This window comes from Vulcanisaeta moutnovskia 768-28 (genome assembly GCF_000190315.1).
GTDB lineage: Archaea > Thermoproteota > Thermoprotei > Thermoproteales > Thermocladiaceae > Vulcanisaeta > Vulcanisaeta moutnovskia.
In genome coordinates, this window is the sequence record NC_015151.1 from 290124 (window position 1) to 316357 (window position 26234).

Sequence of the window (26234 nt, forward strand, 5' to 3'; positions counted from 1 at the left end):
TCAGCAATAATTATTGCTTTATATAATATATGGTGCTCCCTCCCTTCTTTTGATGCTTTCCTGCAATTCCTTAAGCTCCTTATCGATCATTTCAGCCAGCTCCCTTAGTTTGCTGACGTCAACCTCAATGCCTGTTAATTCCTTTAGAAACTGAATAGCAACTATAGCCGCATTGGGGTCGGCACGGAACGGCTCAGCATATGGTAATATAGAAATGGCAGGCATACTTAACCTTTCGAATTCATTCATTAGTAATGCCAAGGGTCCAACTATTGCGTAGTTCAATTCCATAAGCTTAACCCTACCCAAAGAATGCTTATTTCTATACTCAGTGGTTACGGCAATTCTCAATTGATCCAGGTCTTCACCCCTTAATCTATTGTCAAGTCCTCCAAAGAGTATGGCCTCCTTAAATCCATTAACGTAAACCCAACGGGCAATAGCCCCAACGACGTCATGGGCATACTTCGTCATGAAATCACCATCCCAATGAATAATAGATATCGTGAACTCGGTTTCCGGGCAATAATAAATCTCTCCGGGTGTAGAGAGCATGTTTGCACTAATGATGTAGGCGCTTAACGGTGGTTCCCTGGGCATCTTTATGAACCCGATTCTACGGCAATTCAATGCATTAGAAAGGTGCTGTACAACTAAGTAACCAACCATACCAAGGCCAGCGAATCCCGTTAAAAAATACACAGGCCTTAACACCGGTTCCATAATATTAATTTTTACATTGCTCACGGCAATAGCACTATCTAAGCAGTTATTAAAAGCATTAGCTCTGCGTATTTTATCATAAGGTCAGACTTTAAAGGGGGTAGTATTACGATTAGTCAATGGGACGAGTAAGGCCAAGATACATAAAGAGCCTTGCTAGGAGATTGCTTGAGGTTTACCCAGGCAGGTTTAGTGATGATTTTGAAAGCAATAAGAAGGTGGTTGCTGAGTTGGCAGATATACCGAGTAAATCTGTTCGTAATAAGGTGGCTGGTGAAATAACAAGGGTAATGAAGAGAATGAAGGCTGGCGCTGAGGAGAAGCCCGAAATCGAATTAGAGGAACAGTAAAGGTTTATAAGGCCCATTAAAATTAATCAATGGTTATGTCATGGTTTGAAGATATTGATAATTGGTTTAAGAGAATTCAAAAGTATTTTGAGGAGCTTGAGCGAGAAATGGAGGAGGAAATGGATAGAATGATGAGAGGGGTTACGCCAGAGGAAGAGGAGAAACGTAGCAGTAGGGCAAGACCTAAGTATTACTATTACGGTTTTGAAATATCAATAGGTCCTGATGGTAAACCAAGGATTAAGGAGTTTGGTAATGTGAGACCCAAGGGCGAGAGACCAATTATTGAGGAGGACATCGAACCATTGACCGACGTCATTGAGGAGGAGGACTCTGTTAAGGTTATAATGGACATGCCGGGTGTTGATAAGGATAAGATTAGTATTAAGATTAGTGAAGATGGTAGAAAATTGATCATTAGTGCCAGGGATAGTGATAGAAAGTACTATAAGGAGGTTGACTTACCGACTGAGGTTGACCCAAGCCAGTCAAAGGCCACGTATAGGAATGGTGTATTAACCGTGGAGTTGAAAAAGAAGAGCACGGGCCGAAAAGGATTTGAGATTAAGGTTGAGTAATTTCTCTTAGTAAATCCTTAAAACTTAAATTTCTGAACTTCGTTGTGCCCTTTGGTGATGAGAGTGACCAACCTGGAAATGCTAGGAGAAGGTGGGTTATAGGGTCTGCATGGCCGTATATATACGCAGTGCCTCATTTAGGTAATTTAATTGGTTCTGTATTATCAGCAGATGTTTTTGTAAGGTACCTAAGGCTTAAGGGTGATGACGTCGTTTTTGTATCGGGCTCTGATGAGCATGGTACACCAATAGAGGTTGAGGCGCTGCAATTGGGCATAAGGCCTAGAGAACTAACGGATAGAATGCATGAAATAATAAAGAAATTATTCGAGTTCTGGGAGATTGGTTTCGATAATTATACAAGGACCGAGTCACCGGTGCATAGGGAATTTGTTAGAGAGTTCTTTATGAAGCTTTATAATAATAGTTACATATTTACTAAGGAGGATGAAGTACCCTACTGCCCGAAGGATAAGATCTACCTTCCCGACAGGTTCATAATAGGTACATGCCCTTACTGTGGTTATGATAAGGCACGTGGTGATCAGTGCGAGAATTGCGGTAGATTACTTGAACCGAAGCTTCTAATAAACCCGAGATGCGCCATATGTGGTTCTAAACCTATTTGGGTTAGGACGGCACATTGGTATCTAGACTTAACGAGACTTGAGGATAGAGTTAAGAAGTATGTTGAGGAGAATACTGCATTACCAGAGAATGCTAAGCAAATGAGTCTTGGTATGTTGAAGGAGGGATTAAAACCAAGAGCCATAACAAGGGATAATAAGTGGGGTATTGAGGCTCCATTCCCTGGTGCCGATAATAAGACGATATACGTGTGGTTTGAGGCGGTGCTCGGCTACATATCGGCGACGATCGAGTATTTCAGGAACAGGGGCAATGAGGATGAATGGAAGAGGTACTGGTTCGACCCAAACACGCGGGTTGTGTTCTTTGTGGGTAAGGACAACATACCATTTCACGTAATACTACTACCCGCAATGCTCATAGCATCCGGTGACCCATATGTAATGCCCTACACCACGGCATCAACCGAGTACCTATTATTTGAGGGTAAGAAATTCTCCAAGAGTCAGAGGATTGGTATTTGGATAGACGAGGCGCTTGCCCTAATGCCTGTTGATTACTGGAGGTTCGTATTAATATACCAAAGACCCGAGAGTAAGGATACAAGCTTTGCCTGGCATCAGACCCTTGATGTTATAAACTCAATATTAAATGATATAATCGGCAACTTCATACATAGAGTCTTAACATTCATTAGCACTAGGTTTAATGGAGAAATACCTAGTGGATCATTAAGAGATATAGACATTAAATATAGGGATGAAGCGTTGGATCATTTTAAGAATTCTGAGGGGTATTATGAGAAGATTGAACTCAGGGACGCCTTATTGGAGGCCATAGAAATAGCCAGGGTTGGTAACAGGTATTTAAATGAAAGACAGCCCTGGGAATTAATAAAGGGTAATAAGGATGAGGCTGGTGCCGTTATACTCAATGCCCTACATATAGTTAAGATATTATCCATTGACTTATGGCCCATTATGCCGAAGTCCATGGAGAGTCTATGGACTATGGCTGGCTTCAGCAAATTAAACTGGAAGGATGCCTATGAGCCACCCAAATCAGGGATTAGAGTTAGTAATGTGAGACCATTGTTCAAGAAGATCAGTCATGAAGAGTTTAAGGAAATGATGAAAAAACTAGACGATATAAGGAACACTAAGGATAAGAATAAGTATCCATGGCAACAAGTGTATTTACCTGGTCAATGATGAAATAATACGTGAGGAATACCTGTGGTGTTTCATGGTAATAAAAATAAATTGCGAAGTTCGTTAGTAATTGATGGCCGTACTAGCGAGGGATGAAATACTAAAGCTTGTTAAGGGCGGAGTTCTATCAATCGAGCCCTTCAGTGAGGACGTTGTTAGGGAGAATGGGCTTGACCTAAGGGTCGGCACTGAGTACGCAATATATGCCTTCGACGGGCAGGTAATAGACCCATGTGAGCTAGAGAGCGCAAGGCACTTATTCAGCATTGTTGAGGCTAAGGATGGTAGAATCGTAATACCACCAAGAAGCTTCGCGCTATTAACCACAATGGAATACGTGAAATTCTCAAAGGACATAGTAGGCTTCTGCAACCTGCGCTCAACTCTGGCCAGATACGGCCTAAGTGTGCCGCCAACAATAATTGACACAGGCTTCGAGGGCAACGTAACAATAGAAGTCATAAACAACAGCGGTAACTACATGGTCCTTAGGCCAGGTATGAGGTTCCTACACGTAGTCCTCGTAAAGGCAATTGGCGAGGCGAAGTACCTGGGCAGGTACCTAGGCCAGAGAGGGGTCACACCGCCAAAGGGCATGAAGGGTGAGTGCTAGTTTACTGTGTGTACTTAACGACTTCCATACCAAGGACGCCAGCTATTGTCTCTAATTCCTTGATTACATTGTCTGGTATTATGACGTGATGATTGTATGGCGCTAACCTAAGGACTACCGAGGAGTTAACCCCAAGGTCAAGTATCGCCTGCGTTCTGCACATACTATTACTCAATAACCCTGACTCAACGACCTTTGCATTGAATATACTCATCCTCCTAAAATCACTTGAGACTGAAACCCCAGTCACCTCATTGAATAGTAACTTACCTGTTAAGCCATAGCTAAACCCTGACTCAAAATGCGTAACTACTCTAGCATCACTGATCATGCTAAGGGCTATGGTACAATGAGCCATTGTGACCTTACTGCCTTCAATGTGATTCGTATTTGCGATCCAACCGCTATAGCCTGTTAACTCCCTGGCAATAACCATGGAGAACAAAGCCCTTAGGTCAGCCTCGCACGCCACTATCAACCCCTCCTCATTAAGCCTAGCCAATGCCAAACATGGTGTGACCTTGTGCTTAATTAGGTATGGGAAGCAATTAATTGTGAGGGCATCGTACTTACCATAAAGACCACGCATGGCAGCGTAGATCCTACCAACATCCCTAAGCCTATCATCACTAACCTCAAACTTAACCCTACCCCTGATGTAATTCATGAACTCGGTGACTACTCTCTCATCGGCATTATTAATTATCTCCTCAAGACTCTCCATGGGTATGGCATCAACCCTAGCCTCAAACCTATCCTCAAAGGTCCTGGCCACACTATCCTTAACCCCAACACCAAGCAGAGCAACCCTAATACCGAGTATGGAGGCTATGGCCCTGGCAATCCTAAGCGCATGGTCAATATGGCCCAAGTCTTCGAGGTGAAGTACCCCTGAGTCAATCCCAACCTCACTAAGTAGAGCTCTTGTGTCAAGGGCTGAGGCGAGGCTATTAAGACCTGGGTGAGAAACAAGCAGTAACCTGCGTAGGCCATAATCCTCGGCGAACTCCCTAACGAGGCGACTAACACCACCTGACAGTATTAAGGCAACGACGAATGCATCATTAATGCTCAATCCCCTTAATTCATCAGTACTTGATATGACCCTATCAACACCCTCAATAGCGGGTAGTCTATCCTTATGCAGTGGTGAGACAAAGCCCAGTACAATGATCCTCCTCATACACCTAGTAATTCTCAAGGGCCTTCATAAACAGTTCTGGGTCAATATTACCGCCAGTAACCATGACAACGACCTTCTTACCCACTAACTGACTTCTTGACTTCATGGCAGCGGCCAATGCGACGGCACCCGCCGGCTCCGCGACCTGCCCAGCATTAAGGCTAATTCCTTAATAGCCCTGAGCATCTCATCATCACTAACGAGAACCACATCATCAATCCTACCCCTCAATATGCTGAACGGCAACTCATAGGCCCTAGCCGTGGTCAAGCCCTCGGCGATAGTCCTAGCATAACCCGTGGAAATCAACCTACCCTCCTTAAGCGATAGGTAAACACTCGGCGCGCCCTCCGCCTGTACGCCTATGACCTTAATTGATGGGTTAACGGATTTATAGACTATCACGGCACTCGACGCTCCCGAACCACCGTCTATTGGGTTAATCACCACATCAACATAAGATAGGTCATCAACAACCTCTAGGTGTATTGTACTAACCCTGGGATAGAGCAGTGGCTCATTGGTGCTATGCACGAATAGCAAGTCCTCCCTGTTGGCGAGACTCATTGCGTAGTCCAGGACCTCATCAAATACCTTACCGTGAAATATAATCTCGGCACCTAGATTCTTCAGAGTCTCAACCTTAACCCTAGATACGCTCTCAGGCATTACGATCACGGACCCTGGCGCCTATTAACTTACCGGCGTAGGCAACAGACTGCGCGTGATTGCCCGTGGACGCCGCAATTAATCCTCTCCTCTGCGCCTCATCTCTCATAACCATCACGAAATACGCACTACCCCTAACCTTAAACGCCCTAGTTGGCTGAAGATTCTCAAGCTTCAGGTAAACATCAAAGCCAAGCAACCTAGATAACTGACGTGAATAGACAAGAGGCGTCCTTGGCAAGTACCTACTAATCACCTGCCTAGCCCTATAAACGTCTACGCAGGTAAAATCCTAAGCTAGCGATAAAGGAAAAAGAATTGAATTGGTGGACCGGCCGGGATTTGAACCCGGGATCTCCCGCGTGCGAGGCGGGCATCCTTCCAGGCTAGACTACCGGCCCAGGAAAAACCGTAAGTAAGGAAATTTAAGCTTTTAGCCGGACTGACGCAGTAATGACTTCTTATTTTTGAGCAGGTTATTAATCTACGCGTGCCTTACATTACGGGGGAGTACTTCCTGCTTAGTTCATCAACTATACGTATTACCTCCTCATAAGGTGGCTCAATGCCTGGGTTGTCACTGACCCACTTATAGACTATTAAGCCCTTTGGATCGAGTATGAAGACCGCTCTCTTAGCCACGCCCTTAAGTCCGAGTAGGCTCTCGTGGACGACCCCGTACTTCGTAATTACCTCCTTATTAAAGTCACTCAACATTGTGAAGTTCAGCCTATTTGCCTCTTTAAACGCCTTGAGTGTAAATGGCGTGTCCACACTTATTGCTATGACCTCGGCATTGGCCTTATTTAGCAATGCCATCCTATCCCTGAAGGTGCACAACTCCTTTGTACATACTGGCGAGAAGGCCGCTGGAAAGGTTAGTATGACTACGAACCTCTTACCGAGGAATTCGGACAACCTCCTTGGTTTCAACTCCGTGTCTAAGAGCTCAAAGTCCGGGGCTCTTTCCCCAACCTCAACCATGATGGTCGAGTAACCATGGCGTCTCAACCTTAAATAACTAGGGCTATAATTCATAAATTAGTAATAGCCATTGGGGTTGTTACAAAATTATGAATAAATTAGGGTATGGAGATTAGTAATAAGTTTGTAAGGGATTATGAATAAGCATTATTTAACGGTCCGATTACATACTCACCGATGCCAAGTAACACTGAGGGCGGGAGGTCAAGGAATATGGGCATTAGTAGTAGGAGGAGGTTCCTAACCATGTTACTAACCGCCGGTGCTGCCGCAATGCTCGCAAGTATGATACCCAATGCAATAACCAATAATGGTCAGGGCATTGAAAGCACTACCGCCAATAATTCCGCAATTTCTTCCGTAATTAATGAGCCCAGGGCAAATCAATTAATCACTAATGGGTCCACGGTCAACATAACCGTACCAACCGTATCGCATATATCGGCCATTAAGACCTTCCCCACAAACAAGACGCAGCAGGTAAACGTCGATGCGGTTGCGGTAAGCAATGCCACAAATAACACGGGTAGCACTAGTAATGTTACTAACGTAAGTTTAACACCACTGGACGATTGGTATATCGTGCAAATAGGGCCTACACCCCAGGTAAATATCGGCAATTACATGCTGGTGGTTGATGGGCTCGTGAATAATCCATTAAACCTAACATACTCTGAACTGACGAGTATGCCGACCACGACGATCATAGACACACTACAATGTGTCTCAGACCCATACTTCCTAAAGGCGATGGTTAAGTGGATCGGAGTACCCCTGAAGTACGTGTTAAATGCCGCGGGTGTTCAATCGGGTGCGACTAAGGTAATACTCTATGGTGCTGATGGGTACACAAGTGATTTACCGTTGTGGAAGGCGATGGAGGATGACACGTTAATCGCGTTTATGGCTGATGGGCAACCATTACTGGCGACTCACGGTTACCCCGTTAGGTTAGTCGTGCCTAGGTGGTGGGGCTATAAATACGTTAAGTGGTTGGTTAAGATCACGGTGACTAACGAGAATTACCTGGGCTATTGGGAGTCGAGGGGTTACCCAGACGTTGCTAGGAAGAACGGTGATTAACAATGCAGTCCCTGCGTATTAGTGATTTACGCATCAACAAGACCACTCTGATATACCCCGGCATCCTAACGATGGCTTTAGCGATGTATCTCAAGTCATGGTTCATCGCAGTGCCTGGTATTGTGATGGCGGTTTACCCAGCCCTCGGCATCGACATTGCTAACTCAATCTACTCACCGAGTTTTCAGAGGAGGACTGCATGGATATTACTTGCGTTGTCCATTGCCGAGGCAATTACGGGATTTGGTGCTGGGCCCGCGACTTCGTCTATAGTGTATTCCCTAACGTTCGGCGCCTTGACTAGGGGGTTAGCCCTTCAATTGCACATACTATTAATCGCACCATTATCGCTCTTCTTCATACTACATATAGCCAGTGGCATCGGTCTTGCATTGATAAGGAGGAGAATTACCTGGAGACCGCTTTATACCTACGTCATACCCTCAGTGCTCATAGTGCTCTTCCTAATCACCATGTACCTCTATAGCCTATTAGTGATTATTTAATTAAGCACAGCATTGACGCCACCCCGCACTCCCGCTTGGGATAATACATAGGTTTTTAACCCATTGATTTAATGAGTATGTTAATGAGTAATGACAAGCAATCTGTGCAGGCAGGGCAGGTTATTAACCAGGAGATGCTCGTGACCGGGATACTAACGTCTATCAAGCCATTAATACAGGTGGTACTGGCGGACCTGGTTAATGACCCAAACCTCAGGAAGATAGTCATTTCATCAATGTTGTCTGTCATAAATGATAGGGAATTCAGGTCATCGCTCAAGGCCTTAATAATCGAGATCCTGCGCGATGAGAATGTTAGGCGTGAACTCCGCGACTTCCTAAGGGATGTCGGTAACCCACTGCGTCTTCTACTGCCTCCGTAAAACCGGGATTAATTTGGGTTTTGTTATTTTTACTGGTGTGCCGGGATTCATTTATTTTGGCAATACATTAACAATAGTCAATGAGTTCGCAGGTAGACCCAATACAGATAGCCCGATTACCCGAGAACCAGCGTGAGCAACAAATAAGGTCAATACTACAAATGCTATTCACGCTAAAGGAGGACCAGGCATTCCAGGCACTTCGAGGAGTCATTGAGACCCTCGCCAAAAGGGCCGCTGATGATGAGTACATTAATTGGTGCAAGACAACTATGAAGATCCTGGCCTCGTACCCAGACGAGGTTGTTAAGGCGGGGCTGGCATTAAGGAGCAGGGTAGTCTCAAGCCTAGATAAGAACCTGCAAAACAGAGACCAGGCAATTGTGGGCAGAGTGTTACAACTACTTGATGAGGGATCACGGCAGAAGTTAATGAGGAACATGAAGTGAGTGCTTCCGGCTTCGTCAAAAGAATTAAATTTATCTTCCTTATCCTTAAACCCGCTGTAAGATGCCCTCAGTGATTTATTGGTGTGATGACTTAAACGTGCCAGTACTTAGTAAGGACTTAGGGGCTAGGCGATGCTCATCAATGAGTATCGTCAGTATTACCAAGCCTGGCGATGTTAGGCCTGCCTTTCCTGCCGATGTCGAGATTACTAGGAGGGCTGTGATTAATGAGTTTGGAAATGAAGAGTTGGCTAAATTATTAATACCCGATAATGAGGTCATCCTTCTCAATAAAATACCTGGCTATGCAGACCAAGCTGATGAGGTCATCACGAGAGGTAGGGTGATCGGTCATAGGTTTTATGATATAGGGAGGAGAATGTGGAGGTTCAGGCCGTTGTACGAGGGCGTTACTGAGATGATTAATAGGGGCCTTGGTTACTGGGCCATAATTAGATTAAACAAGCTTCCCGGGAGGTATGATGTTCATAAGGAGTTAATCACCAGGGGTAACCTACCCAGCGAGAGGTATGTGCACGTTGCGGTGTCCACGGAGGACGGTAGATACCACGGCATTGCTAAGTCAATGAGGGGTAGCAGGCTCAGGATAATCAAGAGCTGGTTAGCAAAGGGACCACTGCCAAGCCCCAAGCCCAGCACGCTGAAGGATTTCATCGAGTTAAATAGGGATTACATAGAGCATAAGGCCGAGAAAGCCATAGAATTCCTAAGGAAGGTCTTCAGCGAGTATAAGAAGCCAGTTGTGGTTTCGTACTCAGGCGGTAAGGACTCGCTGGTAACCCTCGACCTTGTGTCAAAGACAGGCGTTAAATTCTACGTATTATTTAATGACACGGGTCTCGAACCACTAGAGTCCTATGGCAATGTTAGGGAGGTTACGAAGCTCTACAATGCCGAGTTAATCATAGCCTCGGCAGAGGATATGTATTGGAAGGCGATTAGGGAATTCGGACCACCAGCCAGAGACTACCGCTGGTGCTGTAAGGTGATAAAGCTTGGGCCAATAACCGATGAAATGCTGCGCAGGTTTCCAATGGGTTTCATAAGTGTTGTTGGCCAGAGGGCCCTTGAGTCGTTCCAAAGGGCTAGGTTACCCAGGATCTCGGTTAGTAAGTGGGTTACTAGGGATATTGTTGTTGCTCCAATACAAGACTGGACAGCGCTCGAGGTCTGGGGTTACATATTGCTGAGGAACCTGCCTTATAATAAGGCCTATGAGTATGGCTTTGATAGGCTCGGCTGTGTTATATGCCCGGCGAATGAGTTGGGAGAGTTTGAGATTGTGCGTGAGAAATACCCCGGTATTTACACGAGGCTTATCAAGGTACTCAGGGAATTCTCGACCAGCCAGGAATTACCAAGCGAATTCATTGATTACGGCCTCTGGCGCTGGAGGAGGAGCTGGCCAGGCGATATCCGTAGCCGGGTTAGGGTGAGTTTCAGGGTTAAGTACCCAGTCAGGTTTAGTGGTGATGGTGAGTCACTGATAGTTGATGTTAACAAACCCATCAATCTGGACACCTTCATGGAGTTCTTAAAGATGCTCGGCACTGTGGAGAGCGTTAATGGTTCATACATTGTGAGGGGCAAGTTCGGAGAGGCCGAGGCCAAGGTTGAGCAGGGTAATAACAAAGTGGTGATTTCCTCAGTCAATAAGGAATTGAGAGTTCACATTGCAGGCTTTGTGGCTAGGGCATCAATATGTGGTGAGTGCAACCTATGCATCAACTGGTGCCCAACAAAGGCCTTAAGGAGGATTGGTTCAGGTCCCTCATTCATAGTTGATGAGAACAGGTGCATAAACTGCCTGCTTTGTTCTAAGGCCTGTCCGTCAGCTCAGTACTTGGTCTATCGTCGTTCTGAGGTTCGTGGCGCCTGAATTTATTGCCTTATTAATTATTTAGTGAGTGTTATTATTGATGGATAGGGAGGAGACTGTTAAGGCCATTTACCACCTAATTGATTGGTTGGTTAACCCAAGTGAGGAGTTTAGTACCGTGCTTCAGTACCTGGATGAGTTGTGCATAGAGTTTGGTACCTGTGTTAAGGTTGATGAACCGACCAGGGTCTCCGTCATGAAGGCCATTATCGAGGTAATAATGGAGTTATTGAGTAGATGCGATAAAAATTAATTCCACTTATTACTTACCTAATTAATGGGTTGGCTTGAGGAACTCAGGAATCGAATAGAAATAACCAGAAGAAAGGTATACCTTGATAATGCGGGAGCTGGTCCTTTAACGAAGGATGCTGCTGAAGCGGTCAATAACTTCCTTAATCTGTGGCAGGAGGAGGGTGAACCATGGGAATTAGCACTTGATCACATTGTTGAGGCCAAGAGGGTCTTTGCGCAATTAATCAGTGCGTCATCATGGCAGAATATTGCTGCCGTACCCAGTGCAACCTACGGACTCAATGCATTATTATCAGCCATGGAATTTAAGCCAGGTAGTAACGTAGTTATTAGTCCACTCAACTTTCCAACAGGTGTCTTCTCATTTCACGCACTTAAATCCCGAGGATTAATCAGGGAGGTTAGGATTGCAAAGTCCGTTAATGGTTATGTACCTTTGGAGGATTATGAGAGGCTCATTGATGATAATACTGCGGTAGTCTTCGTTGATTATGTATCATGGATAACGGGGTATAAGGAGAGGATTAGGGAAATATCTGAGATTGCCCATGCAAGGGGTGCTGTGTTTATAAGTGATGCGTTTCACGCAGTCGGTGTTTTACCAATTGATGTTGCTAGGGATGATGTTGATGCTCTAATTACGGGTTCATACAAATGGTTACTTGGGCCTCATGGCGCTGGCTTCGTCTATGTAAATGATGAATTACTAAGTAGGCTTAAACCATCATTCTCAGGGTGGATGGGGATTGATGATAACCAGGTAAGTAGGAGGTTGAGGAATGAGAAATTGTTTAAGAGACCAATAGACATAAACACGTACATACCAGCCAGAGACGCTGCAAGGCTTGAATGGGGTACTTGGCCAATAATAGCCTTCGAAGGAACACTAGCATCAATGAAACTACTACTCAAGTACGAAGTACCGCATAGATTTGAGGAACATACCAACAAATTAATTGGACGCTTAGCGAATTCACTAGGGGATTTAGGGCTTAAGGTAACGACACCGCTTGGCAGTCACTCATCAATACTAACCTTCGAGTATTCGAACCCCTACGATCTAGCGGAGTTCCTTAGCAGGAATAATATTGTTGTTTCTCCAAGACCTGGAACCATTAGGATTTCTCCACATGGTTATAATACCACCGATGAGATCGATAAATTCATCGAGGTATTGAAGACGTATATTAAGTCTAGGGCTTGAGTAATGATTTCTTCTTCAATAACCACCAATCCCTTCCGCTATTTATCGCTTCCTCGAGTGGGTCCTTAACGCCCAACTCATCAAATGCTCTCTTCCTTGCTAGACACCCACTGCATTGGCCACATGGCTTATCATAATTGTTGTGGCAGGACCACGTGTATTCAAAGGGCACACCTAGCTTGAGGCCTAACTTAACGACCTCCGTCTTATTTAGTTTTGATAATGGTGCAATAACCCTTAGTCCCTTGGTTTTACCTATGTGGGTCCCTATTGTCAATGCCCTTGATATTATTTTCCTGAACATTCTTGATGTGTCTGGGAAGTACTTCGTGTCATCGGCATTATGGCCAGCCACTATGATGTTTATTCCCAGTATCTCAGCGTAATATGCGGCGACTGCGTATATTATCGCATTCCTGGCAGGTATTGTACTTGGATGTGCATCCCTTAGGTGTTCAGGTCTCTCCTCTTTATTGTTCCATAGCTCCACGATTTCTTTCATGAACGGTATATCAACCTCTATTAACCTAGTATTTGTTAACTTAGCGAGTATCCTCGCTGACTCTCTTTCGCGTTCTCCTCTTCCTGGATAATTTATTGATATGGCAACTACATCATAATTCCGCGATTTGAGTAGGTATAGCGCTACAGCCGAGTCAATACCACCGGATAATAATAAAATGGCTCTTTTCTTCACGTATTAATGCCTTAACATTATGATTAATAAGTAGTTTTGTGGTTATTCATTAAGGTTAATGCATTAAAACCAAGGCAATACTGCATTAAGTAATATGGCTAGGGATTCCCTGGGTGAGGCCATAATACGTTACTCCCTCAATGTTAAGTTTGAGGATCTGGATCAACAAGTTATTAATGAGGTTAAGCGTAGGATTCTCGATGGCCTTGGAGTTGCCCTGGCGGCATTTATGGCCGAGCCCATTAAGATAGCCAGAGGTGTTGCTAAGAATCATCGATCAAATGTCGAGGCCACGCTATGGGGCACATTGGATACTTCATCAATTGAGTGGGCGGTATTTACTAACGCCCTGATGGTTAGATACCTTGATTATAACGATACTTACCTGGGTAAGGAGCCGCTTCATCCAAGTGATATGATTCCTGCGTTATTTGCGGCCGCGGAGCATAAGGGATTGAGTGGTAAGGATTTGATAACGGCTATAGCCACATCGTATGAGATAGGCATTAGGCTTTGTGATGCGGGTAGTCTCAGGCTTCATGGTTGGGACCACGTTAACTACATAGGCATAGCAGTGACGGCAGGTCTTGCGAAACTCATGGGCCTTAATGAGAATGAGGCATTAAACGCTCTATCAATTGCTACTGTACCGCATGCGGCCATGAGACAGTCGAGGGTTGGTGAGTTGAGTCATTGGAAGGCAGCGGCAACAGCTAACTCCTCAAGGAACGCCGTGTTTGCCGTGTTATTGGCTAAGGAGGGTTTTACAGGACCTGACGCGCCGTTAAAGGGTGAGATGGGTTTTGTAAAGCAATTGTTGGCGGGGGACTTCAATGATAAGATTATTCTCGAATTAAGCTCAATGCCGAGCCCAAAGAGGATCCTCGACACGTACATAAAGCCGTACCCCGTGGAATACCATGCACAGTCAGCGGTTGATGCGGCCAGAATGATTAGGCAGGAGTATGGCAAGACCGTTGGGCCTGATGATGTTGAGTCAATAACCATAGACACCTTTAAGGCTGCTTACGACATAATAGTTAAGGACCCTGAAAAGTGGGATCCGAAGACGAAGGAGACTGCGGACCACAGCCTAATGTGGGTAACGGCGGTGGCGCTACTTTACGGTACCGTTGAGCTATACCACTACAAGCCCGAGAATATACGCGACCCTAGAGTTCTTTCATTAATAAGGAAGATGAAGGTTAATGTGGATCCAGAGCTTGATAAGCTATACCCATCGGCAATACCCAATAGGATAACCGTGAAGTTCAGAAACGGTAAAGAATTAACTGCGCAGGTTGATCATCCCAGAGGTCATCCAAAGAACCCAATGACCGATGAGGAGGTTGAGGATAAGTTCAGGAGGTTAACTGATGGTTTATTAACACTGAGTCAAATGAGTACGGTGATAAACCTCGTGAGGAACCTCGAGAATTTAAAGGATATTAAGCAAATTCTCAAGGCAATAGTCATATAAACACGTGCAGTGATATTTATAATAAAATCTCAGGTAAAGGATGCATAGATTTCATGTTATACTCACGTAATCTATCCAAGGCATTAGTGGTCCATTTCCTTTTTGACTCAAGGCTTACTTTTCCGTAAATTACATTTAGCACAAAGAATATTATTATACCCATTATCATTGTCATGAGCATCGCCTTTGGTATCTCAATTACTGTGACTATGATTGCCTAAATAATGGTGCTTAGGACCTGTGGCGCTGTAAGCATTATCCACGTAATTAGGTATTTTATTACTTAAGATTTTATTTTAGGCGTCGTTTTTATGTAGCTTAATGAGGTAGTGAGGGTTTATGTATCGTGGGCCTTGTTGATTATTAATAATCTTCGCATATTATAGAATGCAAAAAGTTTAAATTGGTTCTCGTTTCCTAGGCTCTAGATCATGGGTACTAACGATATTGTTAAGTTTGAGGCTTTATCGCCGGCTGAGTTCTTTAGGCGTAATCGAGAGATAGCGGGATTTAGCAATCCGACTAGGGCTATTTATCAGACTATTAGGGAGCTCGTTGAGAATAGTCTCGATGCCACTGAGACATTTAAGATACTGCCGAGCATAAAGATATACATTGATTATGCAAATCAATCTAGGAGTTGGATTAGTATTTACGTTGAGGATAATGGCATTGGTATACCTGGGGATGAAATACCGAACGTCTTCGGCAGGGTATTCTACAGTAGTAAGTATAGAATTAAGCAGCATAGGGGTATATTTGGGCTTGGAGCCAAGATGGTGGTCCTATATGCCCAATCAACTACTAATACGCCAATCCTAGTTAGAAGCGCACCTTTGAGGAGTAATGTTATTTATGAGTATCAACTGATGATAGACATTACAAAGAATGAGCCTGTAATCATGTCTCAGAGAACCATGGAGAATAAGTATGGGTGGCATGGCACAGCAATAAGGGTAGTGCTTGAGGGCGATTGGTCTAAGGCAAAGCGGAGGGTTGAGGAGTATCTGAGGAGAACCGCCATGGTAGCGCCGTATGCGGAGTTTGTTCTTAGGGGACCTGATGAGGACGATGCCATAAAAATACCGAGGGTAACGACTAAAATGCCCGACCCACCTAAGGAGGGTCTCCCTCATCCCAAGAGTGTTGATGTGGAATTGATAAAGCAATTAATACAGAAAAATCCAGACCTGCCGCTGCTTGAGTTTCTTACTGAGAATTTTGATGGTGTTGGTGAGACCATTGCAAAGACGTTTATAGATTTCGTGGGATTGCAACCAGACATGCCCGTGGGTAAGCTCATTAATGATGAATTAATTAATTTCGTAACTAAGATGAGGGAGTTTAATGGGTGGAGGAGACCGAGGGCTGATTGGTTATCACCAATAGGTGAGGACATACTTGCTGAGGGTGTTAAGTTTGTGCTTAGGCCTGAGGTTGTGTTTACCGTGACTAGGAAGCCGAGTTCATACATGGGTAATCCATTCATTGTCGAGGCTGCCCTTGCATGGGGAGGCGCCATTGAACCGAGTGACAACCCAATCATTTATAGATTCGCTAATAAGGTCCCGTTAATATATGACGAGGGTAATGATGTTATTAGGAAGATCGTTGATGAGATAGATTGGACGCAGTATAAGGTTAAGTTCCCAGCCCCTCTGGCCATTGTGGTCCACATATGCTCAACGAAGATACCATACGCAAGTGCGGGTAAGGAGGCAATTGCGGAAGTCCCTGAGATAGAGTCCGAGGTAAGGAATGCCATTAGGGAGGTGGCTAGGAAGCTCAGGCTTTACATAACGAGGAAGGAGAAGGAGCAAGAACTCCTCATGAAATACGCAATATTTAGTATGTATGCTGAGGAAGTCGTCAACGCCCTATCATACGTAACCAAGGCCGACATTGAAGAGTTAAGGAGTAGCATGACTACCCTAATAAAGGAGAAACTGAAAATTAGGCGATTCGAAGATTTACTTAACAACTCATTATCTAGTGAGGATGAGAATAACAGTGAAGCTCAGGATCACGAGCCATCATCATGACACTCAGACGCACCAGCAACATCATTAATAAACATAACCGTATAGAGATTATAAACTTAAGCCTTTATGCTCTATTTGCCTTTATTATTTTCAATTCTGATCGGCTCACTTTCACTGAACAGCCGGAGTAAAAAAATCCGTGCATAAGAAAGAACTTAATGACTATGTACACGACCTTAAGAAGGTTATTAATTATCGCAATACTAATTATGGCTATAACCGCAATAATTACGTTGGCAGCATCATCAGCGAGTCAATTCACAACCCAATTAAGGCCTTTTAAGGTAATTAAAACTCCGTACTCGATAATCGAGTACTTCAACTATAGCTCGGTAAGCGAGCCACAGCTCATCATTAGGGCGTATTTCCAGAATAAACCCATTAATATTACCGTTAGCCTATTCGCAATTACGCAGAGGTACATAATACCCATTGGATATTACAGAGGGTTCGGCTTAGTTAGCATCGCATTAGATAACTCATCGGTAATTAATGCCTCAGAGGCATGGTTTAGTCATTATGGAGATGCGGTATGGCCATCATTACTCGCCATAGTTACGTATATAAACAACGACGAGGTCTATAATGCGTTTATAGCAATACCGTACCCACCAAGCTACATAACCTGGAATAAACCATTAACAATAGTATCAATAGTAAATATGAGTAGTATCAAACCAATAGTTATAAGAGGTAAGGGCTCAATGCCAAGCTCAGCATTGTATAATTCAATAAAAGACCCAGTTAATACTCCCCAGGTTAATACTTCGCCAGGCAGTGGCGGTGGTAATTATGGCTATACGTATGTGGGTAGCTGTGAAATTAGTGATACATACGCGCCAGAGCCAGGCAGTGGTTGGGTCCTTGAGGATTGCCAGGAATATCAGGGACCTCTCGTTCAATTCTTCATAGGTTGGAGCGAGAATGCGCTGTCAAACTCAGGTATAGAGTTATTCAGCTTTTGGGATGTGTATGGTGGGGTTCCATCAGGTAATGGATTTTATGGGACGGTTAACGAGACGAACCCATCAACGGGGTACTCCTTCATTAATTTGGTAGGACCGTTAATCACCTTCAACCAAAATATGAATATTGAGTTGGCAAATGGTTGGTCGTTTGTTGAGGTTCAACCTGACCTATCATTATCCGAAGGCACGTATCAGGAGAGTACGCAGAATGGCGGATTGATATACCAGGTAAATGGCCCTGGTTTCGTCTATCTATACTTCGATAGCTACGTAGCGTTTGTCTCGTGGTACCAACCCTCAACGGGCATCTGGGCTAACGGTACTTACGTGCTAGGGTTGGCATCCGATTCCTACCCAGGAAGTGGCAATACCCTTTATCTACTGCCCGGCATTGACATGGGTAATGGACCCGTGAGTGGCATGTTCAATGGGTACTTTAGTACGGGCTATAGCATCTCGCAATTGATAACTGATGGGTCGTGGTTTAGCTCATCTAACGGCGTAAGTACTCAGTGCAATATTGAGTACAGCGGTGTAACATCTAATGAGATTGCGTACTTCTTTGATAACGTTATTAGTTCATATGGTCCAACACCAGCCGGCATAGCCTATGCTGTAGGTTCAGTGCTCGCTAGTATTTTTATTTCCTTTATTAGCCCACCCGCTGGGGTAGCATTAAGTACTGTGTTCAGTATAGTGGATACTGCCGTGGGCTTCATGATACCAACTACGGCACAGCAGGTTCAATTCTACGAAAACGCCAACGTAGCCATTGAATTTAACCCCAATAATTACAACTTCTATACCACGTTCCTAGGCGTTGAGGCCTACAATCCGAGCACCGGCAATACTTATTACTGGCCCATGGGCATGATAATAAACTACACCAGTTACTATCTACAGCCTGAGTATGGTTATCAATGTAATTCATAAAATTGATCGCGATCTTAATACTTAAAATTTCGTGCTTTACTGTTTAAGGTCTCGTGAATTACCACATTTAATACGTGTAAGGCCTTAGTGATATCTTCATTACTTGGACCTATCCTAAATAGGTGCGTCTTATTCTCCTTCTTATCACTATTTCCGAAACCTAAGATTCCAGAGAACCTGCTGAGCAATGCCTTAGCAACATCATCTTCCTTAAAGGGTAGTACCATGACGGCAACTTCATTGCATATGTCATGTAGGTAATCAACATGCCAAAACCTATTAACGACCTTACCAAGGTGCCTAACTATGCGTGCTGCGCATGCATTACCACATGAACCCACGTACGCATAAAGTCCATTACCTATTGCAAATTTCCTACCCCTCGTAATTACATAACCACCTCTGCATTTGAATAGGGCTACATAACTTAATGCCTTCACCATACGTAGGTCACATTAATAACGGCACTCTCCGGGATCTCGCTATTAACTATCGTGCCTGCGTTCGTTGGCGGATAATACTCGGTGGTGTAGCACGTGAATCCGATGTTGAGGGTGTATGTTGAGTTTGGCAGGACTGGAATAATTAATTGTCCATATTGACCAGCCTCATAGGCATACGTCGAGCTCTCATAAGTGTATACAGCAGTTATTGGAATTGATGGCATTGCCTGGGCCATTATGTATACGTAGTATGAGACAGAGCCTGAAATCACCTGGGGATTTGATAACCTATACGTTATTTCTAGATAGCCGGGTCCCTTTGTTTCAAAGTAGAGTTCCTTTGCTGATTGAAGTGAATAGCTATTGCAGTTCACTATTGATAATGTGGTATTTAGGACCAGGTTACTTGCAATGGTAATCCTATGGCTTAATGAACCCTGGTATTGTACCGAGCTCTCATTGGCCATGCACTCATTTAATTCCTGAAGTAATACAGTATACTTAACCAGTAAGTTTGTATAATTATTTAGTAATTCATTATATTTAACTGTGTTAACGTAGATATTATCTACAGCAGTCCCATTCTTAATCATATATAACGAATGTACCAAATACACAAGTACTATCGCGAGTATCAACACTAAGATCACTATAATTAATGTTTTTATGTTGGGCACTCGTGAATAATAATGTGGGGTAAAATAAAAGTTAATTTATCGTAATTCGGAGATAGGCTTTTATAATTTCATAACATTCGTAATATGATTGAGCGTGTCATTACCGAGCTATTGTAATGAAACGGAGGTTCTCGTTAGGATAGCTAATGAGCAAACAAACCCAGAGTGGGGCGTACCGCCAGAGAAGAGGCCCATGGATCTTTACCTCAAGTATGGTTTTGTGGTTATTGATAAGCCGAGGGGACCAACAAGCCATGAGGTTGCTGCTTGGATTAAAAAGATGCTTAATCTTGATAGGGCAGGTCATTCTGGTACGCTTGATCCAGGGGTTTCTGGAGTATTACCTATAGCGCTTGGAGAGTCTACGAAGGCTATGCCTGCAATTAATACGTTGGATAAGGAGTACGTAATGGTTATGAAGATGCATGGGGATGTTAATGATGAGAAGTTGAGGGCTGTACTTAGGGAGTTCACCGGCGCCATTTATCAAAGGCCGCCATTGAGGAGTGCGGTTAAGAGACAGTTGAGGGTTAAGCATGTTTATGAGCTTGAGCTTCTCGAGAGGGATGGTAAGTACGCATTAATAAGGATGAATGTGGAATCAGGGACATACGCAAGGAAGCTTGCTTATGATATTGGTGAGGTTCTTGGAGTTGGCGCAAACATGAGGGAGCTCAGAAGAATTAGGGTTGGTTGCTTCACTGAGAAGGAGACAATTACACTGCAGGATCTTAAGGATGCATACACGCTCTATAGGGATTATGGCATTGAGGATCTCCTGAGAACTTATGTAAAACCTGTTGAGTACATGGTTAGGCATTTACCCAAGGTCTGGATCAGGGACTCCGCAGTCGATGCGGTTTGTCATGGAGCCGCATTGGCTGTTCCTGGCATTGTTAAGTTAACGAATAATATAAAGAGGAAATCATTAACGGCAATCATGACTTTAAAGAATGAACTAGTGGCTCTAGGCTATGCGGAAATGACAAGCGATGAAATAATGAATGCCCAGCGCGGTATTGCAATTAAGACTACCAGAGTAATTATGAAAAAAGGCACGTATCCATCAATGTGGAAGAAAAAGAAAGCAGAGGGTAAGGTTGAGGAGAAGCAGCAAGACAATACCAAGGGGAAGGAGTAGTAATAGCTTTATTACTTCAATTATAATCAAGATGTTGATTGATGAAAATCAGGAATCGCTGATCGATGAGGAACAGCGGATCACCTGATTTTCTTTCCCTCTAAAGTCTGCAATTTAAATTGGAGTACATAGAGTTAGGAATTAGGCGATTAAGTGATTAATGAAATGGAGATCTTCCTGGATGAATGCCCAGCATCCCCACTTAGCCACATACTGGCTCTGCGAGGTAGTGTTGAGGACAATAACGAACTTCCATACCTAAGCATGAACTTCATTAATGACGTAACTATTTACCTAACCCATGCATGCAACCTAGAATGTAGACACTGCTACTTATTAGCGGGTAAGCCATTAAGTAATGAATTAAGTATCGATGATTGGTTACTCATACTTGATAAATTAAGGGATCTTGGGGCTAAGTATGTCTACCTATTGGGTGGTGAACCAATGCTATTAATCAGAAGGGGCTTATTGAAAATAATAAGTCATGCGAAGGACCTTGGTCTTTACATATCGATGAGTACTAATGGTACGTTAGTTAATAGAGAAAGTGCACTTCAACTTAAGAGGGCTGGGCTTGACCAGGTTCAGGTGAGTCTCGATGGCCCAAATCCAGCAGTCAATGATGTTATTAGGGGCATTGGCAGTTTCGATAAGGCTGTTAGGGCTGTTAATGTGTTTAGGGAGGTTGGTATTGCTGTGTCGCTGTCGTATACGGTAATACCTGACAATGCTTATTACGTTGTGGATATGGTTAGGTTAACGGAAAAATTGGGTGCCCCAGTGCTCACCTTCATACGTGTTCAGGAGTTTGGTAGGGCTCGTGAAAACGGCCTATCGATTAGTAATGAGTTGGCAAGGATGGTTATTAATGACATAATGCGCACTAAGACCAGGGTTAAGCTTGTCCTGAATGGCTTTAGGTTTAGCCTCAGTGATCTATACAATGCGTATAAGAGGTCCAAGGAGAAACTTAATGCCCTTAGGATTATTAATTACACAACATGCCCCGCGGGCAGAAGCAGATTCGTAATAGACTCGGACGGTAGTATCTATGGGTGTGAATTGACCATGAATAAGGAGTTCTATGAGGGCAATGCGCTTAGGGATGATCTTAAGGTTATCTGGAGGAATGGTTTTAGATCGTTTAGGAATAGGAACTATGTGGGTATAAAGCCATGCAGTACCTGCCCAATGGTTAACCTATGCAATGCTGGTTGCCCTGCCAGAGCGTTTGCGGCATTTAGCTCTGTGGATTCGCCTGATCCTTATTGCCCAATTGTTGGGAGATTGATTAATAAATCCAGGTAATGATTATTCCCTGCCTGGTGTAATGATTATTGATGTATTTAAGGAGTTGAATAGGAACATCCTTAGCCTGATCAGGAGGGCTTATTTAATGGACCCTGTCAGGTATGTATACCTGTACTACGACATTGTTTACTACCCAGAGTTCACGGAGGCTTACCTAAACGTGGTTAATAATGACATAGTTGGTTACCTATTGATATTCAGGGGATTACCATACACGGCAATTCACATAATCGGTAATGCATCCCTTAACGCTCTTGATGAGATTCCACTAAACAACCGCCTAGTGATTCATGCGGAAACCGAACCTAAGTACGTGAATCATTTAATCAATAAGCTATCCAGCAAAGGCACGATATCACTATCCAGAGACTTAACAATGATTTGTTGGAGTAATTCCTTTAGGGAATTTATTATTAACGATGATGCTGTTGTTATTCGCAGATTATCGATTAATGATATTAATGAATTCCTTAGGGTAAAGAGTATACAGGGAACGCGGATAAGTGAGGCTGAGGCGTTAATTAGGTTATCATCGCCTCATTGGCATTATTATGGATTATTCATGAACAGTGAATTGGTGGCCATTGCAGGTACGTACTTGAAGCTACCGGAGGTTTGGGTCGTGGGTGATGTATTCACAATCCCTAATTACAGGAATAGAGGATTCGCAAAGGCGGTAGTCTCTGTAATAACTAAGGATGCAATTAATAGTAGTGCCGTGGCGATGCTTCACGTTGATGAATATAACACACCAGCAATTAGGGTCTACAAAAGGCTTGGTTACATTGCGGTTCAAGGGATGATATTGTTGAATTATAATCCTTGAATTATAATTTATTGATTGATTTCATTAATTCCTTATTATTTTTATAATATTTCATGAATATTAAGTATTTTTCGTCATATAACTTTCTTAGATCTTTACTTGGCTCATATACCTGATCAATTTTTCTTGTGCTCTTTATATCATTAAGATTAACTGTGCCTAAGCCATAGGCCGCTAACATAGCTGCTCCTTTTGCTGTTATATACCTTGGATTCTTTACAGTGATCACTTTAATATTCAATATATCTATTATTTGCGGCCATATTTTTGATTGGGCACCTCCGCCGCCCATTATTACGTAATCAACATTATGATTTATGAACCTTAAATAAGACTGAAATGCCCACTTAATATTTAATGCTACGCCTTCCATCACAGCCCTCACAATATCGCCCCTTGAATTATATATACCTAGATTGAAAAATCCACCTCTAAGGTATGGATCTTCAACAGGAGCCCTTTCCCCAAGTAGCCAGGGTAAGAATAGCAATCCATTTGACCCCTGCACCGATTCTAAACAAAGCCTATCGATCTCGTCGTAATCCTTAATGGAGAGTGTTTTCATGGTGTAATCAAGGCAGCTCCCCGCATTTTCCTGTTCAACCGGTACATAGTACTTACCAGGGAGTGCCGAGGGTAGCGATGCAATATTATGGAATATATCTGTTTTCTTAAATGGTACGTGCGTTGTTATCCACGATGATGTTCCAATGTATAGGTGCGTTTCGTAATAATCAACAGCACCAACGCCTATTGGTGAGCATGGTAGATCACCACAACCAGCAATAACCCTAATGTGACTCGGTAATCCTATTTCCTCAGTCACCTTAGGGTCTATTGAACCAACAATAGTAGTTGGTGAAACTAGATCAGGCAATTTATCTCTGGGTATACCAACAAGTCTTAATAACGGTTCATAATAAACCACATTATTTGGGTTCCTATTATCAGTAACCCACAATAAGACTGATGTGTCCCAAGATGCTGCAATCTTACCTGTTAATTTCATTACTATGAAATGAATTGCGTCAAGAAACTTATGCGTCTTATTGAATATGTCAGGCATGTTATTCTTTATGTAGAGAATATGAGCTATGGAATCCTTACCTGACCTTGTCGGTGCTCCACCAGTTATGCGTATCCACATCCATAGTTTATCTATACGGTATCCAGATATTGATGGAAAGCCCCCAATCAGTTTCTTTATTTCGTCCTTACCCCTTGTATCCATCCATATGATGGCTTTGTACAATGGATTTCCATCCTTATCAATTGGTATTGTATCTGACCACTGTCCAGTAACGCCAATAGCCATTATTTTATTAACATCAATTTTCGTATTAGTAACAACATCTCTTAGGGAGTCCTTAACAGCGCCCCACCATGCTAATGGATCTTGCTCTACCTTTCCATCTTTACCAAGAATTAATGGATAATACCTAGTGGATGATGCTATTAATGTTCCATCCCTACTAAATAAAGCGACTTTGCATGAAGATGTACCGAGGTCAATACCAATATAGTATTCACTTAATGAAGCCATAGTTATTCCCACGGATTATACAGCCAATCAATTACGTACTTTAAAATAAGGTCTAGCTGGTCCTTAGGCAGAAACGCTGTTGCTCCATAGATGGGCGCCATGCCAGTTGTAGGTTGGCCCTTCTCTATGGCGTCCTTTATTGATTCACGTAAATCATTTATGAAGCTCTCTTTAACACCTGGTAAAGTGTGCCTATACGTGAGTGCTATATGGAATCCTGGTGGATTTATTAAACCTATTAAGTGCCATCCTCTCTGTGCCATGTAATCCATTATGACGTAGGGATTTATGGAATCTGAGGATATGGCAATTATCCACAGTGGGTCACCAAGTATCTTCAATTCACTTATTTTCTTAATCTCATTAATTATGTATTTACCGGTCTCAAGTATCTCCTTTGTTATTTTCATATAACCCTCCTCACCGAGATGGAGCATTACAGCCCATGTGGCGGCTATGGTAAAGCCAGGCTTACTACCCAGTGTTGTTGGTGTGAAGTAAATACCCCCAGTCCAGTCACCAATGGCATATACCTGATAACTAAATAACTCTGGGTCTCTATAAAGTATTACCGAGGAACCTTTAGGAGCATATCCGTATTTATGAGTATCTAAGTTAATCGAGGTCACCCCCTCTACGTCAAAGTCGAATTGTGGTATATCATAACCCAATTTTCGTGCGAATGGTAATATGAACCCTCCCAATGCAGCATCAACATGCATACTGATCCCATGATCCATGGCTACCTCAGCCAACTCCTTAATGGGGTCTATAGTTCCATATGGAAAATTCGGCGCAGAACCTATGATTGCTATTGTGTTTTTCGTAATGGTGTTCTTAACCTTCTCCACATCAACCCTAAATTTATCATCAAGATCTACGATCTTCACCCTTATGTTAAAGTACTCGGCAGCCTTAAGGAAGGCTGCATGCGCAGATTTAGGAATAATTATTTCAGGCTCTATGATACCCTTCTTATGCCTATAGTAATCCCTATAGGTCTTCATTGCTAATAAAATGCTTTCAGTACCGCCCACAGTTATTGAACCTCTCACATTGCCGTCTCCATGAAGCATATTAGCGCACATGGCTACAACCTCACTCTCCAATTTAACTAAGCTTGGCCAAACGTCAGGATGCAATGGATTGGCAAGTGGATATATTGAAAAGACCTCCTCATATAAAGACACTAAATCATCACTCCCATTATAGACAGCACCCGATACTTTACCGTTTTTCCATGATTTATCTTCCTCAGATGCCATTTTTCTCAAAATAGAAAGTAATTCATCCCTACTAACTCCTTTGGATGGTAACGACCTAAATTCAGGAAAAGCCCCCTTATAGGGCTTGAATAATTTTCCTAACCCAGCCATAAGATTAGATATATCGGATAATGCCATTACTCTGAAATCTATTAATTTATTTAAAAATATCATGAATATATAAAATATAATACTTTATTTAAACCAATAATTTCGAGAACAGATA

Annotated in this window: 27 protein-coding genes and 1 tRNA gene; 17 read left to right on the forward strand and 11 right to left on the reverse strand. The window is 43.2% G+C overall.

What is annotated here, in order from left to right:
* Positions 1-18: 18 nt before the first annotated feature.
* Complete coding sequence (locus tag VMUT_RS01595; protein ID WP_148224622.1) at positions 19-747, reverse strand: proteasome assembly chaperone family protein; 729 nt, start codon at positions 745-747, stop codon at positions 19-21.
* Between the two features lie 95 nt (positions 748-842).
* Between VMUT_RS01595 and VMUT_RS01600 the strand changes: the two genes are divergently transcribed.
* The 4 genes from VMUT_RS01600 (at position 843) to dcd (ending at position 4063) form a co-directional block, all read left to right on the forward strand.
* Positions 843-1073 (forward strand): 30S ribosomal protein S17e, encoded by a 231-nt coding sequence (locus VMUT_RS01600; protein WP_013603680.1) that lies wholly within the window; start codon positions 843-845, stop codon positions 1071-1073.
* Between the two features lie 35 nt (positions 1074-1108).
* The gene (gene hsp20 / locus VMUT_RS01605) at positions 1109-1651 is read left to right on the forward strand and encodes an archaeal heat shock protein Hsp20 (RefSeq protein WP_013603681.1); all 543 of its coding nucleotides are present in this window, start codon (positions 1109-1111) and stop codon (positions 1649-1651) included.
* A 44-nt stretch (positions 1652-1695) separates the two neighbouring features.
* Positions 1696-3450 (forward strand): methionine--tRNA ligase, encoded by a 1755-nt coding sequence (gene metG / locus VMUT_RS01610; RefSeq protein WP_013603682.1) that lies wholly within the window; start codon positions 1696-1698, stop codon positions 3448-3450.
* A 73-nt stretch (positions 3451-3523) separates the two neighbouring features.
* Positions 3524-4063, forward strand: a complete 540-nt coding sequence (dcd, locus tag VMUT_RS01615) for a dCTP deaminase (protein WP_013603683.1) — start codon at positions 3524-3526, stop codon at positions 4061-4063.
* 1 nt (position 4064) lies between these two features.
* Here the strand turns inward: dcd and VMUT_RS01620 are convergent, their stop codons facing one another.
* From VMUT_RS01620 to VMUT_RS01635, 5 genes are all read right to left on the reverse strand, one after another.
* Positions 4065-5246 carry a fucose isomerase gene (locus VMUT_RS01620; protein WP_013603684.1) on the reverse strand — a complete coding sequence of 394 codons (1182 nt, stop codon included), beginning with the start codon at positions 5244-5246 and terminating at the stop codon, positions 4065-4067.
* Between the two features lie 102 nt (positions 5247-5348).
* Positions 5349-5915: a pyridoxal-phosphate dependent enzyme gene (locus VMUT_RS12985; RefSeq protein ID WP_202795180.1), complete on the reverse strand. Its 567-nt coding sequence runs from the start codon at positions 5913-5915 to the stop codon at positions 5349-5351.
* Entirely contained in the window at positions 5908-6171 is a 264-nt protein-coding gene (locus VMUT_RS12990; RefSeq protein WP_202795181.1) for a pyridoxal-phosphate dependent enzyme, read from the reverse strand. The genes VMUT_RS12985 and VMUT_RS12990 overlap by 8 nt, the downstream gene beginning before the upstream one ends.
* A gap of 68 nt (positions 6172-6239) precedes the next feature.
* Positions 6240-6316 (reverse strand) — tRNA-Ala (locus VMUT_RS01630).
* A gap of 94 nt (positions 6317-6410) precedes the next feature.
* Positions 6411-6899, reverse strand: coding sequence for a peroxiredoxin (locus VMUT_RS01635; protein ID WP_013603685.1), 489 nt, complete (start codon positions 6897-6899; stop codon positions 6411-6413).
* 177 nt (positions 6900-7076) lie between these two features.
* Between VMUT_RS01635 and VMUT_RS01640 the strand changes: the two genes are divergently transcribed.
* The 7 genes from VMUT_RS01640 to VMUT_RS01670 all read left to right on the forward strand — a co-directional run bounded on the left by VMUT_RS01640 (position 7077) and on the right by VMUT_RS01670 (position 12679).
* Positions 7077-7982: a molybdopterin-dependent oxidoreductase gene (locus VMUT_RS01640; protein ID WP_013603686.1), complete on the forward strand. Its 906-nt coding sequence runs from the start codon at positions 7077-7079 to the stop codon at positions 7980-7982.
* A gap of 2 nt (positions 7983-7984) precedes the next feature.
* Entirely contained in the window at positions 7985-8488 is a 504-nt protein-coding gene (locus VMUT_RS01645; protein ID WP_048056802.1) for a hypothetical protein, read from the forward strand.
* Positions 8489-8571: 83 nt separating this feature from the next.
* Complete coding sequence (locus tag VMUT_RS01650; protein ID WP_148224623.1) at positions 8572-8871, forward strand: hypothetical protein; 300 nt, start codon at positions 8572-8574, stop codon at positions 8869-8871.
* A gap of 80 nt (positions 8872-8951) precedes the next feature.
* Positions 8952-9320, forward strand: coding sequence for a hypothetical protein (locus VMUT_RS01655; protein ID WP_013603689.1), 369 nt, complete (start codon positions 8952-8954; stop codon positions 9318-9320).
* Between the two features lie 61 nt (positions 9321-9381).
* The gene (locus VMUT_RS01660) at positions 9382-11220 is read left to right on the forward strand and encodes a phosphoadenosine phosphosulfate reductase domain-containing protein (protein WP_013603690.1); all 1839 of its coding nucleotides are present in this window, start codon (positions 9382-9384) and stop codon (positions 11218-11220) included.
* Between the two features lie 40 nt (positions 11221-11260).
* Complete coding sequence (locus VMUT_RS01665; protein WP_048056803.1) at positions 11261-11473, forward strand: hypothetical protein; 213 nt, start codon at positions 11261-11263, stop codon at positions 11471-11473.
* A gap of 24 nt (positions 11474-11497) precedes the next feature.
* Positions 11498-12679, forward strand: a complete 1182-nt coding sequence (locus VMUT_RS01670; RefSeq protein ID WP_013603692.1) for an aminotransferase class V-fold PLP-dependent enzyme — start codon at positions 11498-11500, stop codon at positions 12677-12679.
* Here VMUT_RS01670 and VMUT_RS01675 read toward each other — a convergent pair.
* Positions 12669-13376, reverse strand: coding sequence for a 7-cyano-7-deazaguanine synthase (locus VMUT_RS01675; protein WP_013603693.1), 708 nt, complete (start codon positions 13374-13376; stop codon positions 12669-12671). The genes VMUT_RS01670 and VMUT_RS01675 overlap by 11 nt on opposite strands.
* 94 nt (positions 13377-13470) lie before the next feature.
* Between VMUT_RS01675 and VMUT_RS01680 the strand changes: the two genes are divergently transcribed.
* From VMUT_RS01680 to VMUT_RS01690, 3 genes are all read left to right on the forward strand, one after another.
* Entirely contained in the window at positions 13471-14856 is a 1386-nt protein-coding gene (locus VMUT_RS01680) for an MmgE/PrpD family protein (protein ID WP_013603694.1), read from the forward strand.
* A gap of 431 nt (positions 14857-15287) precedes the next feature.
* Complete coding sequence (locus VMUT_RS01685; protein WP_013603695.1) at positions 15288-16898, forward strand: DNA topoisomerase VI subunit B; 1611 nt, start codon at positions 15288-15290, stop codon at positions 16896-16898.
* Positions 16899-17056: 158 nt separating this feature from the next.
* The gene (locus VMUT_RS01690) at positions 17057-18799 is read left to right on the forward strand and encodes a hypothetical protein (protein WP_148224624.1); all 1743 of its coding nucleotides are present in this window, start codon (positions 17057-17059) and stop codon (positions 18797-18799) included.
* A gap of 14 nt (positions 18800-18813) precedes the next feature.
* Here VMUT_RS01690 and VMUT_RS01695 read toward each other — a convergent pair whose 3' ends face one another.
* Both VMUT_RS01695 and VMUT_RS01700 read right to left on the reverse strand, forming a co-directional pair.
* Positions 18814-19242: a GIY-YIG nuclease family protein gene (locus tag VMUT_RS01695; RefSeq protein WP_048056804.1), complete on the reverse strand. Its 429-nt coding sequence runs from the start codon at positions 19240-19242 to the stop codon at positions 18814-18816.
* The gene (locus tag VMUT_RS01700; protein WP_048056805.1) at positions 19236-19919 is read right to left on the reverse strand and encodes a hypothetical protein; all 684 of its coding nucleotides are present in this window, start codon (positions 19917-19919) and stop codon (positions 19236-19238) included. The genes VMUT_RS01695 and VMUT_RS01700 overlap by 7 nt, the downstream gene beginning before the upstream one ends.
* 94 nt (positions 19920-20013) lie before the next feature.
* On the opposite strand from VMUT_RS01700, the gene VMUT_RS01705 reads away from it, so the two are divergent.
* From VMUT_RS01705 to VMUT_RS01715, 3 genes are all read left to right on the forward strand, one after another.
* Positions 20014-21060 (forward strand): RNA-guided pseudouridylation complex pseudouridine synthase subunit Cbf5, encoded by a 1047-nt coding sequence (locus tag VMUT_RS01705; protein ID WP_013603699.1) that lies wholly within the window; start codon positions 20014-20016, stop codon positions 21058-21060.
* 153 nt (positions 21061-21213) lie between these two features.
* A complete protein-coding gene (locus tag VMUT_RS01710) occupies positions 21214-22371 on the forward strand; it encodes a radical SAM/SPASM domain-containing protein (protein WP_013603700.1) in 1158 nt (385 codons plus the stop codon).
* Between the two features lie 22 nt (positions 22372-22393).
* Positions 22394-23200, forward strand: a complete 807-nt coding sequence (locus VMUT_RS01715; protein ID WP_013603701.1) for a GNAT family N-acetyltransferase — start codon at positions 22394-22396, stop codon at positions 23198-23200.
* Between the two features lies 1 nt (position 23201).
* Here the strand turns inward: VMUT_RS01715 and VMUT_RS01720 are convergent, their stop codons facing one another.
* Together VMUT_RS01720 and VMUT_RS01725 are read right to left on the reverse strand one after the other, a co-directional pair.
* Positions 23202-24755 (reverse strand): xylulokinase, encoded by a 1554-nt coding sequence (locus tag VMUT_RS01720; RefSeq protein ID WP_013603702.1) that lies wholly within the window; start codon positions 24753-24755, stop codon positions 23202-23204.
* Positions 24746-26146, reverse strand: coding sequence for an aminotransferase class V-fold PLP-dependent enzyme (locus VMUT_RS01725; RefSeq protein WP_158304780.1), 1401 nt, complete (start codon positions 26144-26146; stop codon positions 24746-24748). The genes VMUT_RS01720 and VMUT_RS01725 overlap by 10 nt, the downstream gene beginning before the upstream one ends.
* Between the last annotated feature and the right edge of the window lie 88 nt (positions 26147-26234).